12 protein-coding genes and 3 pseudogenes are annotated in these 12,564 nt (G+C 57.1%); 10 read left to right on the forward strand and 5 right to left on the reverse strand.

Features of this window, described 5'->3' with window-relative positions; genetic code table 11:
• From IQK56_RS13685 to IQK56_RS13700, 4 genes are all read left to right on the forward strand, one after another.
• Nucleotides 1-657: ribonucleotide-diphosphate reductase subunit beta (locus IQK56_RS13685; protein WP_193901730.1), on the forward strand; the 657-nt coding region annotated here is incomplete at its 5' end.
• A gap of 315 nt (nt 658-972) precedes the next feature.
• On the forward strand, nt 973-1,551 hold the full coding sequence (locus tag IQK56_RS13690) for a BRO-N domain-containing protein (RefSeq protein WP_122308862.1): 579 nt from the start codon (nt 973-975) through the stop codon (nt 1,549-1,551).
• A 99-nt stretch (nt 1,552-1,650) separates the two neighbouring features.
• Entirely contained in the window at nt 1,651-2,364 is a 714-nt protein-coding gene (locus IQK56_RS13695; RefSeq protein ID WP_193863239.1) for an HNH endonuclease, read from the forward strand.
• A 73-nt stretch (nt 2,365-2,437) separates the two neighbouring features.
• Nucleotides 2,438-3,085 (forward strand): HAD-IB family hydrolase, encoded by a 648-nt coding sequence (locus tag IQK56_RS13700; RefSeq protein ID WP_193863245.1) that lies wholly within the window; start codon nt 2,438-2,440, stop codon nt 3,083-3,085.
• Between the two features lie 128 nt (nt 3,086-3,213).
• On the opposite strand, the gene vapC is transcribed toward IQK56_RS13700, so the two are convergent.
• Together vapC and vapB are read right to left on the reverse strand one after the other, a co-directional pair.
• Nucleotides 3,214-3,612, reverse strand: coding sequence for a type II toxin-antitoxin system tRNA(fMet)-specific endonuclease VapC (gene vapC, locus IQK56_RS13705; protein ID WP_150761639.1), 399 nt, complete (start codon nt 3,610-3,612; stop codon nt 3,214-3,216).
• Nucleotides 3,612-3,842, reverse strand: coding sequence for a type II toxin-antitoxin system VapB family antitoxin (vapB, locus tag IQK56_RS13710; protein ID WP_034135537.1), 231 nt, complete (start codon nt 3,840-3,842; stop codon nt 3,612-3,614). Before vapB ends, vapC begins: the two co-directional genes overlap by 1 nt.
• 236 nt (nt 3,843-4,078) lie before the next feature.
• On the opposite strand from vapB, the pseudogene IQK56_RS13715 reads away from it, so the two are divergent.
• The 3 genes and pseudogenes from IQK56_RS13715 to IQK56_RS13725 all read left to right on the forward strand — a co-directional run.
• Nucleotides 4,079-4,811: pseudogene (locus tag IQK56_RS13715) on the forward strand (MFS transporter); the annotation flags it as partial.
• A gap of 54 nt (nt 4,812-4,865) precedes the next feature.
• A complete protein-coding gene (locus IQK56_RS13720; protein WP_193863237.1) occupies nt 4,866-5,810 on the forward strand; it encodes a hypothetical protein in 945 nt (314 codons plus the stop codon).
• Nucleotides 5,811-5,990: 180 nt separating this feature from the next.
• Nucleotides 5,991-6,371, forward strand: coding sequence for a helix-turn-helix domain-containing protein (locus IQK56_RS13725; RefSeq protein WP_122308872.1), 381 nt, complete (start codon nt 5,991-5,993; stop codon nt 6,369-6,371).
• 36 nt (nt 6,372-6,407) lie between these two features.
• Here IQK56_RS13725 and IQK56_RS13730 read toward each other — a convergent pair whose 3' ends face one another.
• From IQK56_RS13730 to IQK56_RS13740, 3 genes are all read right to left on the reverse strand, one after another.
• Entirely contained in the window at nt 6,408-7,913 is a 1,506-nt protein-coding gene (locus IQK56_RS13730) for an amidase family protein (RefSeq protein ID WP_193863235.1), read from the reverse strand.
• A 137-nt stretch (nt 7,914-8,050) separates the two neighbouring features.
• Nucleotides 8,051-8,611 (reverse strand): hypothetical protein, encoded by a 561-nt coding sequence (locus IQK56_RS13735; protein ID WP_246500222.1) that lies wholly within the window; start codon nt 8,609-8,611, stop codon nt 8,051-8,053.
• A gap of 296 nt (nt 8,612-8,907) precedes the next feature.
• Nucleotides 8,908-9,969: an MBL fold metallo-hydrolase gene (locus IQK56_RS13740; RefSeq protein ID WP_193863233.1), complete on the reverse strand. Its 1,062-nt coding sequence runs from the start codon at nt 9,967-9,969 to the stop codon at nt 8,908-8,910.
• 123 nt (nt 9,970-10,092) lie between these two features.
• Here IQK56_RS13740 and IQK56_RS13745 point away from each other — a divergent pair.
• From IQK56_RS13745 to IQK56_RS13755, 3 genes and pseudogenes are all read left to right on the forward strand, one after another.
• Nucleotides 10,093-10,718: pseudogene (locus IQK56_RS13745) on the forward strand (TetR/AcrR family transcriptional regulator).
• A 192-nt stretch (nt 10,719-10,910) separates the two neighbouring features.
• Nucleotides 10,911-11,969, forward strand: a complete 1,059-nt coding sequence (locus IQK56_RS13750) for a diguanylate cyclase (RefSeq protein WP_150675660.1) — start codon at nt 10,911-10,913, stop codon at nt 11,967-11,969.
• 238 nt (nt 11,970-12,207) lie between these two features.
• A pseudogene (locus IQK56_RS13755) lies at nt 12,208-12,564 on the forward strand (PAS domain-containing protein); the annotation flags it as partial.

Raw genomic sequence — 12,564 nt, forward strand, 5'->3', positions numbered from 1 at the left:
ATCGAATCGCTGGCCATGGATGAAGGCGAGATCTTCAACATGTACCACGAGATTCCATCGGTCGCCAAAAAGGCAGCCTGGGGCCTGAAATACACCCGCTCCATCTCCGATCCGAAGTTCGAAACCGGCACCGTCGAGACGGATAAAGAGCTGCTGCGCAACCTCGTCGCCTACTACTGCGTCCTGGAAGGCATCTTCTTCTACTGCGGCTTCACCCAGATCCTGTCCATGGGCCGCCGCAACAAAATGACCGGCGTGGCCGAGCAGTTCCAGTACATCCTGCGCGATGAGTCGATGCACCTGAACTTCGGTATCGACGTGATCAACCAGATCAAAATCGAAAACCCGCATTTGTGGGATGCCGAGATGAAGGAAGAAGCGACCCAGATGATTCTGCAAGGGACTCAGTTGGAGATCGAATACGCTCGCGACACCATGCCTCGCGGTGTGTTGGGCATGAATGCGGCGATGATGGAGGACTACCTCAAGTTCATTGCGAATCGTCGTCTGTCGCAGATTGGCTTGAAGGAAGAGTATCCAGGGACGACGAATCCGTTCCCGTGGATGAGCGAAATCATGGACTTGAAGAAAGAGAAAAACTTCTTCGAAACCCGTGTGATCGAGTATCAGACGGGTGGGGCGTTGAGCTGGGATTGATTCCTGAGCTAGACCCCCTTAAGAAGCCCTGACTTGTTCAGGGCTTTTTTATGCCCTAAGAACTGAATAGGAACGGTCTTACGCAGAGATCATCCAGAAAGTAGTTGATGCGAGGTTCGATACTGATAGCCTCGCTCACCGGTGCCTAAGAAACGCCCAACGTAGAAGCTAGCCTCACTCACACAGCCGAAATCCACATGACCTAGTCATGCGGAATTTTAGTGTTGTATCGAGGCCAAGCCAGTTGGAGTTTCTTAAATCCGCTCTCTACGTTGGGCCCTGGCCCTTCCGAAAATCACGTAGAGGTCATAGGAAATGCCTAGTCCATATCAGCTCGACTTACCGGCCGCCAAGAAGGTAGTCCTACCTGCGCCTTCAATTGCCATTATTTTCACCCGACAAAATCTTCTTCTACATGCCCTCCTTTTAGAAAACCAACCGTGGTTCTGCGCGCGCGACCTCGGCCGCTTGATGGGCTGCTACCTAGATGAACGAACGACTCGAAAGCTCGATGACGATCAACGGCAATACCTGAAGTTGCTGTTTCACGGTCAACCGGAAGAAATGCTGATGATCAGCGAATCCGGTGCATATGCACTGCTGGTCTATCACTACGCACCAGAGAACCGACGACTACGCAGTTGGCTCACCCACGAAGTCGTCCCGACGTTGCGGGACGAGCGTCAGCCACAAACGGTGGACCGACCACTATTGAGCCTGTTGGATTGGCCGGAGATGTCGCTAAACCTTCTGCATTGGCAGGATGAAGGCTGGATACGTCTTAGGGATATGCCGTATTTATTGGTGAATCGAACCTATCGCAGAGAGCCGGTAAGAACTCCGTGGTGGCGAAAGCTCATTCAACCGTTCCGAACGAAGCAGCGAATTTACTGACGTAAACGACCGCCAAAGCCCAACGACGCGTAGGAAATTTCGTAGACGCCATAATGGCTACTCAGTATCGTCCGAGGGTTTTCTACCCTCGGCGGCTGTATGGATACTACGAAAGACAAAACGGACTGGAACGACGCGGAACTGGCAGCAGCGGTCGAAGCGTACTTAAAGATGTTGGCCTGGGAAAAGAGCGGCCAATCTTTCAACAAAGCGCTCGAAAACCGCCTTCTGCGTGAAGGCCCGGTGGCAGGCCGTGCAAAGGGCTCCATCGAATTCCGCATGCAAAACATTTCCACCGTGCTTGTGCGTATGGGCTGGGACCGCATAGAAGGCTATAAGCCTGCAAAGAACGTGGGCACAGGCGTAGAGCAACGTATCCGCCAAGCCCTCGCCGCACAGGGTGTATTCGAATCCGACGACGCCGCCCAAACAGCGGATGAGCAAACGCTTATCCGCCGCGCGTCCAAACTGCAGCAGCAACCTTTCCCTAAGCTACCGGACGGCATTGCCCAGCCGCAGAAGGTATCGACCGTCAGCACGGCCTTCGTCCGTGATCCAAAGGTCCGCGCCTGGGTGTTGAAAGAAGCCAACGGCATCTGCGAAGGCTGCGGCTCAAACGCGCCTTTTGAAGTCGACGGTTTGCCATTTCTTGAAGTACATCACGTCAAGCACCTCGCCCAGAAGGGTTCGGATCGCATCTCCAATGCTGTAGCCTTGTGCCCCAATTGCCATCAGCGTTGTCACCGGTCGAGTGACCGGATGGCTTTCACCGAAGGGCTTTACGCCAAGATTGGAAGATTGGCACGGGAGTAGACTCCTGCTGTCACACCTGATGCACACTCAAAAAAATACTAGATAGGACCGAGGCCAACCCGTGAACCCAGACATGCTCGAAGCCGGCCCCGCTGACGCCAAAGTACTCTCCGTCTTTGACTTCGACGGCACCCTGACCCACCACGACAGTTTCGTGCCCTTCCTCAAGTTTGCCTTTGGCACCAGTGAGTTTTATGGCCGGATGGTCAAGCTGGCGGTGCCTGGGCTGCGCTTTTTGGTGCGGCAGATCAGCCGGGATGAGTTGAAGGCGCAGTTGATCCGCACCTTTATGACCGGGGTGGAGAAGGCGTGGGTGCAGCAGAAGGCCGAGGAGTATTGCCAGCGCAATTGGGCGCGGTTGATGCGGCCGGCCGGCGTGCTGTCGGTGGAGCAGGAGTTGGGGTCGGGCGCGGTGGTGACGCTGTGTTCGGCGTCGCCGGCGTTGGTGTTGCAGCCGTTTGCGGATCGGTTGGGGATCCGGTTGATTGGGACGGAGCTTGAGGTGGTGGAGGGGGTGCTGACCGGTAAGCTCACCGGGAATAACTGCCGGTGTGAGAATAAGGTGCTGCGGCTTGAGGCGGTGTACGGCGACCTGGGCGAGTATCGGCTGCGGGCCTGGGGCGATACGCGTGGGGATCGGGAGTTGCTGGCGGCGGCGCAGGATGCGCATTTTCGGCATTTTCATGCGAAGAAGAAAAAGCGGGCTCGGTTGCAGCGGTGATGGGGGTAATTGGGATCGGCTGGAACACCGAGTCGATCACTTCGCAGCCCCGTTGGGGCTCGACAGTTCCCACATTTGGATCCGCGTGGTGCGTAAGCCGTATTCGGGACGGCGTTTTAACACGCCGCTTACACCCAATCTTCTACCCGCAAACCTGGCACGCAGTCGAACTCGCGCCGGTTGTTAGTGACCATAATCAGGCCCTGCGAACGGGCATGCCCAGCGATCATCTGGTCGTATGAACCTATCGGAGTACCAGCTCTCGCTAGCTCAGCACGAAGTTGGCCTGTGTGCATAGCGGCATCCTGGTCGTATTTCAAAACTTCCAGACGTGCTGCAAAGCCTTCGACATCAGCCAGGTTTCGCTCTGGGTTAGGTGATTTTTCCGCGCCGTAAATCAGCTCCATCAGGGTTACTGTACTGATAGCTAGTTGGCCATAGTGCTTTTTGAATGTTTCGCGCACTTGCTGGGGTCTGTTTTTGATTGTGAAGATACAGATGTTGGTATCGAGCATGAACTTGAGCATTAAAAAGATTCCCGCTCTTGGTCAGCAGGCTGATCCCGGTCGTTCATGAAGTCCGGCGTGACACCCTCGCCATCGAACCAGCTGTCCCATGACTCACCGGCTGGGGTAATGATTCGGGCCCTACCGATTGAGACGACATCTACACGTTTTACGTCATCCGGCAGCGCAGCAGCCTTTGGCAAACGTACAGCTTGGCTGCGGTTGCTTTGAAATACAGAACCTTGGTCCATAATGGCCTACCTCCAGTGGTCGTGTGATTACGCAACGCTACACCACGGAATGGATATGTCAATGGGATATACATTTCGTTACTGGTCGAACGTTGATTTTCGACAAACCAAGCAGCTCGCGGTCTTCATGAAACAGGCCCGTCATCCGCTGCGGTCGCGAAAATAGTAATGAGTGCTCAAATTCGTTAATAAATCCACTTCTCGCCTTGAAAACGCTAGCGATACGGGTTTATAGCTATGCCACGGGCCCCATGGTCGGCATGGTGATTGCCGGGCACATGCCGTTGGCGCCGTTCCTGATCGCCAGCGCGATTGCCTTCAGCAGTGTGTTCCTGATGCTCGGTATCCCGCCCACACAACGCGATGACAGCAGTAACCCCCTGAGTTTTCTGCACACCCTGCGCAGCGACCGCACGCTGATCCTGTTCACCAGCGGCAGCTTGTTGAGCACCATTGTCCACAGGCGCTACACCCTGTATCTGTCGCAGTTTCTGCTGGTTGCCTACAAGCCTGCCGAGGCGCTGAAAATTCTGTCTGCGGTACTGGTCTGTAATGCCATTACCGTGATTTTTGATGCAGTACCAGATCGGCCGGTTTCTCAAGCGTGAACGGTTGCGCTACTGGATCCTGCTGGGAACCGTGCTGTTCATTGCGGGGCTGATCGGCTTCAGCCAGGCAGACAGCCTGCTCACCTGGTGCCTGGCGATGTTCGTGTTCATCTTGGACGAGATGATCATCTATCCCTCGGAGTACCTGTTCATCGACACCATCGCCCCAGATGCCCTGCGCGGCAGTTACTACGGCGCCCAGAACCTGGCGGCGTTTGGCGGGGCGATGAGTCCGGTGATTTGTGGTTACTTGCTGATCAATGCAGCGCCCACGAGCATGTTCTATGCGTTGGGCGCACTGACGGCGGTGGGTGGCACCTTATGCTTCTTGAGTGGGCGGCGGGTTGCAGGTTCTTGCTGATATTTACGTGGGATCCCGCTATTAATAGCGAAACTTCTCACGGACCCGAGCCCCATGAAATTCGACACGGCCTACAGCCTGAGTCTCGATGACAAGCTGTCGATCTACGACGTACGAGACCTGAATTTCGACGAAACCGCTGCCTACGACTCCGATAAGGACAGTTTCCTCTGTCCCAACGATGCGTGCCGAGGGGCGTTCAATACGGGCAATGCGTTGAGCACGTTCAATGCAAAAAACGTCAACTACGTGCGCACGCCGCATTTCAAGAACAAGACCAGCACCCGGCACATCGAAGGGTGCCGCTACGCCAGCACGCACAAGGGCGCTACCGATGAAACCGATGACGAGCGCGAGGACCATTTCCCGTCGGAATTTTTACTGACTCGACGTACGTACCCGCGCAGCACGCCGGTGGCCGGTGCCGAGGCGCAGATCCCACAGGAGCCTGCGAAAACTCCTTCAAGCCTCGCCAGCCGATCTGTCAGCAGCAGCGACACCACTCCGGATAAAACCAGCGTATTCGCCCACCCGGTGGAGTGCTTCGTGTCCAATATCGACGACAAGGACACGCTCAAGCGCATGCCGCTGAAAATCGGCGAGCACACCGCGACGTACTGGACGTTTTTCAAGAAGATCGAATACCTGCAAGACAACAAGGGCCTGATCTACTGGGGCAAGATCAAGGCGATCAAGGATTACACCAGCAGCTTTCGCATCGACTTCGAGAAGAAGGTATGGCTCGACAAGAAGCCCTACTCCGTCAATGTGTACCTGAGCAAAAAACTCATCGAAAACTACCGCAAGCGCACGGCGTTCCTGGAGCAGATCAAGGCGGCAGTGGACAGTGAGCGGGCGCTGTATTGCTTCTTCTACGGGGTGACGCCAGCACTCAAGCACGTCCCAAGCCAGAAGAACCCCGAGCAGACGTTCGGGGTGTTCAGTGCGAATATCGAGAACCTGGCTCATCTGATTATTCGAGAGGCGCCGGGACTCTGAAGGCGTCAGCACATTCAGTGTGAGCGCCGCTTCAATGCGATGTTCAAAACCCCCTCAATCCAGCGCTGGGTAAAAGCCCGCACAGAGGACACCAAAAAAATCCAGTTGATGAGCGGTCAAAACAACTGTACAAAAACACAGTATAGTTTGTCCTCCCCCGTCGAACCCTGGAGAAACCCCATGTCCTCCCTGGCAATGAGCTCTTTCGTAGAACAGCAGATCGTCCTGCACCAATTCACCGCCAAGCACAGTGCACAGGCCCGTGCGATGCTGGGCTGGAGCAGGCAAGACCTGGCCCGTCACGCGGGCGTGGCTGTCGAGTTGGTTCAACAGCTTGAAAGCCAGGGCGAGGTGGATGATGAAACCCGTTTGATCCTGGCGTTTCGGCTGGAAGCAGAAGGGCTGGTGTTTTTCCCGGGGTTTGCGCCGGGGTGGGGAATGAGTGCGCGCCGCTTTGACACCGCTCCAGCTGAACCCATGGCACGGGGCATCATGTCTCGGTTGATGGGCTCAACCAGCGTATCAATCGACTCGGCCACTGCCCAACCCAATGGTGCATAGCGTCGGGCAAGCCAATACCGAGAACCTCATGATGACTTAGCGTCCGACCTTGGGATGTTCTTTCGCGGCCTCTTCATAACCATGTGCCACGGCAAGCAGTGTGGGCTCGGTCCAGCGGGCCCCAAAGAAGTACGCACTGGTCGGCGCGCCCCGCTCATCCTTGCCGGAAGGGACCGAAATCCCTGGATAGCCAGCTGCGGCAACCGCAAAGTAGCTGTTCGTTTCGAAGTCCGACACCATGGCGTCGAGCTTTTGCCCGTCAATCAGTTCATCCACGGTGCTGCGAAAATCCTGGATAAGGGCATCCCATAGAGGCTTGCGCTCCTCGGCCGTCAAGGTGGACGCGTCGATTTCCTTGAGCACAGGCTGGTGGTCGATGTCGGTGCCATCACGCTGTTCATTGAACTGAATCAACTCGGACACTGACTTGACCGGCAACCCATTGCGCTTTTCCAGGTATTCATTCAGCTCATCCTTTACATCGGCAAGCAGCAACTCGTCATAACGTGTCGAGTCCGCCAAGCGCAAGTTCACCGGTACCAGCACGGCACCTTGTGCACGAAGTACTTCAAGGGTTTTCTTGAATTGTGGGCTATCGTCCACCGCCAAGCTTTCACCATTCGCGGAAAAGGTCGCGGGAAAACCGATGCGCTTATCCTTCAAGGCGCCAGGCTTCAGCAGCGCCGTGTAGTCGATTGCCGTTGGGGCATTCGCATTCTGCGCATCCTGAGGGTCGTTGCCTGACATGACGTTGAGCATCAGCGCGGCATCAAATACCGAGCGCGTCATGGGCCCCGGCGTGTCCTGTCGATGGCTGGCCGGAATGATGCCGCTGCGGCTCAACAAGCCCACGCTGGGTTTCAAACCGACCACGCCGTTAAACGCCGCCGGTACGATGATCGAACCATTGGTTTCAGTGCCAACGGCCAAGGGCGCCAAGCCCGCGGCGACCGCGACAGCCGAGCCTGAGCTTGACCCTCCGACCTCTGCATCCGCCTGATGAGGGTTGAACGTTTGCCCGCCCCGCTGGCTGAAACCATCGGGGCCGCCGCGAAAGCCGGCCAGTTCAGTCAGGTTGGTTTTACCCAGGATAACTGCGCCTTGCTCACGCAGGCGCTCGACGATAAACGCATCCTTAGTCGCAGCGGCGCCCACCAATCCAAAGGCGCCTGCACTGGTTTGCTGGGTGTCGCCCGTCTCGATATTGTCCTTGAGGAGCACCGGAATGCCGTGCAGTGGGCCTCGCACCTTGCCGTCGGCGCGTTCCAGGTCCAGTTCGCGAGCAATCTCCAGCGCTTGGGGGTTGAGTTCGATGATCGCGTTTAATGCAGGGTCGCGTTCTCGAATACGCGCCTGCAGAAAACTGACCAGGTCTTGCGAGGTCAGCCCACCCGGCCGGGCCATTTGTTCACTGAGTTCGCGAACACTGGCGTATTCCGTTCCCGGCGACACCGGTTGGGGAGCCACATCTGTCGACTGAAGCACCATCCAAGAGGCTGCATGGTTTACGAACCTGTTCACACCATAACCAATACCAAACATGAACGACCCCTAGGGAAGAGTATGAAATAACGAAGGATCACCGTTGACCCTTGCGCCAGTCTAAAAACTTCCCTCAGCCCAGCCTGCATGAAGCAGGTAACTCATCACGTAGGATTGTTCATCACCGCAGGTAGCCCCTACTGTGCATCCGCCAGGCCACGCACACTGCGATAGCCCTGCACCAGGGCAGCCAGTGAATCCTTCGACCATCGCGCCCCGTAGAACCACAACGTAGTCCCCTCCCCCAATGGCTCACCCAGCCTCGGGTATCCACTCCAGCACGCCCCGTGGAACGCGGCACTCTGACTGTCAGACACCAGCGCATCCAGCCGGTACTCATTCATAAGGTCATCGATTTCATTGCGCGTGTGCAGGTCGAATTGCAGTGAGTCATCGACCCGTTGTGCTGGCACGGGCAGCAGCAGCACCCCGGCCTGTCGTAACAGTTCCAACGCTCGTGTGAACGACGTCCGGTGCTTGATGGGTTCATGTTCACCGCCGCGCCCATAGCGGTCAGCAAAACCAACGCGTCGACCCGCCAGCATGCTGTCGGGCGTAAAGGTGCTGTTGTTCTGCACCAGAGGCACCTCCACCATTACCGGCCCCTCAGGTTCGATGCCACCCAAGGCAATCAGCGTCAACGCGGGGTCACGCACGGGTTTTATAGGGAGTGCCGGTACGTTGTAACCGGGGATCAAAACGCCATCCTTGGGATGGACCTGAAGATGTTGATCGACACCAAAAGCGATACTGCGGGGAGAGGTTTGATCGGAGGGCGGAGGAGGACATGACGGCGCCCGTCCTGTCATGTCCATAAGCGCAGCCAACGGATGCCCCAGCGGGCAAGCCGCCTCTGTTCGCGGATTTTTACTACATTTGCTTTCCATCAGAACGCCCCCTGAACCGTCAATTTCCGGGGATCATCGCATCCTTCGCTGGCGTGTGTCGCAGCCCTGAAACAACCTGCAAACTCCTTTTTCCCACACCTCCTCCATCAGTTCAAAAGGTGCTCTTGTGGACCTTTTTGAGTCTCTACTTCCAGCCACCAGGCAGACCCACGCTCAGGCTGATTCAAACTGAATGCCTGGCCCATCGCAGGCGTAGTAATCGACACATTGCGCTCCCACGCCAGCGCCATGATGCGGTCAAACGGTTCATGCCAGGCATGAAACGCCAGATCGAAAGTACCGTTGTGGATCGGCAGCAGCCAGCGGCCCTTGAGGTCAATATGCGCTTGCAGGGTTTGCTCCGGCTGCATGTGCACATGGGGCCAGTCAACATTGTAAGCACCGGTTTCCATCAACGTCAGATCGAACGGGCCGTATTGCTCGCCGATGCGCTTGAAGCCATCGAAATAACCGGTGTCGCCGCTGAAAAAGATCCTTCGTGCGCCATCAATCATCACCCAGGAACACCATAGGGTCTGGTTGGCATCAAACAGGCCACGCCCGGAAAAATGCTGCGCCGGCGTGGCCACAAAACGGATGCCCTCAACCTCGATGCCTTGCCACCAGTCCAGTTGGCGAACCTTGCTGGCGTCAACGCCCCACTTGGCCAGAATGTCACCCACGCCGAGCGGCGCGAGAAAGTAGCGGGTCTTGGCGGCCAATTGGACGACAGCCTTGCGGTCAAGATGGTCGTAATGGTTGTGGGAAAGAATCACTGCTTCCAGATCAGGCAACGCTTCAAGACTGATCGGCGGCTGATGGAAGCGCTTGGGGCCGGCCCAACTGAACGGCGAGGCACGCTCGGCGAATACCGGGTCAGTCACCCAGAACTTCCCGCGCATTTTCAGCAATACGGTGGAATGCCCCAGGCGAAACACGCTGTGATCGGGTGCCGCCAGCAATTGCTCGCGGGTCAGCGGTTGTACCGGGATCGCTCCCACCGGTCGCGTGGTGCGTGGTTTGTTAAACAACATGTTCCAGAAGATACGCAACGTTTTGCCAAACCCGCCGTGTTGCACAGGGGCATCGTTGCTGAAGTGCGTCTTGCCTTGCTCGGCAGGCTTGAGCGCTGCAGGCGAGCGGTCGACACGGGGTGAGTAGGTGGCCATTGCAGAGTGACTCCTAGGGTCCGCTCATAAATTACACTGCACAGTGTAGTTTCAAGATTGCAACAAAACCGGGAGCAAGTAAACTACCAAGTGTAATTTTCCTTCAAGAGCCGAGCGCCATCCATGACTGCCCCTCAACGCCTCACTGACCGTAAACGCCAAGCCATCGTGGCGGCGGCCATCGCTGAGTTTCGCGATAACGGTTTCGAGGTCACCAGCATGGACAAGATCGCCGCCACGCCGGCGTTTCAAAGCGCACGGTGTACAACCATTTTCCCAGCAAGGAAGAGTTGTTCGCCGAAATTCTTCACCAGCTCTGGGCGAGCAGCGTCGCCCAACTCGATGTCTGCTACGCCAGCGACCGGCCGCTGCGTGAGCAATTGCGCGCATTGCTGGAGGCAAAGATGAAGATGATGGCGGACGCCAACTTCCTCGACCTCGCCCGAGTCGCCATTGCCGCCACCATCCATTCGCCGGAACGCGCACAAGACATGGTCAGCCGCCTGAGCCAGCGCGAAGAAGGCTTCACCCAGTGGGTGCGTGCCGCCCAGGAAGACGGCCGCCTCTCCTGCACCGACCCGGCCTTTGCCGCCCACCAGATCCAGAGTTTGCTCAAAGCCTTCGCGTTCTGGCCGCAGATCACGCTCGGCCAGCCGACCCTGGATGCCGAGAACCAGGCCAGTGTGATCGAGTCCGCCATTGACCTGTTCCTGGCCGGCTACGAAGTCAGGCCCACCCCCGCACCGTAATGCCTGTTGCGTAAGCGACACTTAAAGTCGTTTTTGACGCTTTCGCCCTCTGTTTTGCGTAAATGGCCTGGAAGGACACTGATTATTCCCACGGGAATAACTGACAATATTCATCGGCCTTATCCGATCAACGGTTGATCCAGCGAACGGGCGCCGCCGTATAGGTATAAAAAGCAGCTCACCCAGGACTTTATGGAAAACAGACAAGGCAAGGGACTCTCGTTTGCCAAGCGCATCTACAGGCCCAGGATCATCGGTTCTGCCCTGTGCAGCATCAGTGTGATCGCCGCCTTATATCCAATGACTGCGCCTGGGTGGATCTGGGCAGCGCTGCTGGCCAATGGTTTTGTCTGGCCGCACCTGGCGTATCAACTGGCAACTCGCGCCAAAGTCCCCTACGACGCCGAACGACGCAACTTGGTGTATGACGCGTTATTCAGCGGCTTCTGGGCTGCGACCTTGCAGTTTGCGCCCCTGACCACCGTGACCTTGCTCTCGATGGTGTCCATGAACAACGTCGCCGCCGGCGGCAAACGCCTGCTGTTACGTGGCGCACTGGCCCAACTGCTGGGTGCCGGGGTCGCGGTATTGCTGTTTGGCCTGCACTTCAACCCCAGCGTCAGCCTGGTTCAGGTCTACGCGTGCCTGCCGATGCTGACCTTCTACCCCATGGCCATCGGCATGATCTGCTATCAATTGGCAATCAAACTATCCGACCACAAGCGCGCCCTCAGTGCCTTGAGCCGCATCGACAGCCTCACGGGATTGCTCAATCACGGCTCCTGGAAAGACTTGCTGCACCTCAAGTTCCATAAGTGCCAGCAACAGCACACCCACGCCACGATTGCGCTGATCGATATCGATCATTTCAAACAGATCAACGACTGCCATGGCCATATCGTCGGTGACGCCGTGTTGCGCCAATTGAGCCTGGAATTAAGGCGCAACCTGCGGGAAAACGACTTGGCTGGACGTTACGGGGGCGATGAGTTCTGTGTGATTCTTCCGCAAATGACCCAGCACGAAGCCGCACGGGTCATGGAGCGCATGCGCGAAACTTTCAGCAACTATCGCGCCCCGAACATTCCCGAGCTGCGCGTGAGCCTGAGCATCGGCCTGGCGGACTTCCAGCCCTCTTTCAAGGACGCGGCCATGTGGCTGAACGCGGCGGACCGGGCGCTTTATGCAGCGAAAGATACCGGGCGTAACCGGGTGAATATGAGCGACGAAAGAGTGGCCTATTCGGCCTGATACAGCCGCGATGCACCCCAGCAGGGATAGCACAGAGCCACCATTTGTCGCCTACCCAAAAAAGGTCCTGCCCTCCGGGCGAACTTCTTGTCAGGCTGATCACTCTGAACGCCTTGTTCCAACTCCTTCTGTCGGCATCAGGAAGCCGACAATGAGCACGTCAACCGTAGGCCAAGCGCCGAACGGGGCAAGCGCCCAGACATGGAAAACCCCGATGCTGCCTGCCCGAGTCCTGACCATGCTATTCAACGCCCATAAAAAAACCATCAACACACTGCAACACACTGTGGCCCACCAGGCCAGCATGCTGGATGCCATCGAGCGTTCCATGGCGGTGATCGAATTCGACCCGCAAGGCAATGTGCTGCGGGCCAATGACAACTTCCTAAAAGCCATGGGCTATCGCGCCGAGCAGGTGGTGGGGCAGCCCCATCGAATGTTCTGCACACCAGCGTTCGCCCGCAGCGCCGAGTACCACCAGTTGTGGTCGAACCTGCGCACCGGCCAATTTCAATCCGGGACGTTCGAGCGCCAGGCGAGCAATGGTGAATCGGTGTGGTTGGAAGCCAAGCTACAACCCGGTGTATGACGCCAG

The sequence above is a fragment of the Pseudomonas cyclaminis genome (assembly GCF_015163715.1).
GTDB classification, from domain to species: Bacteria; Pseudomonadota; Gammaproteobacteria; order Pseudomonadales; family Pseudomonadaceae; genus Aquipseudomonas; species Aquipseudomonas cyclaminis.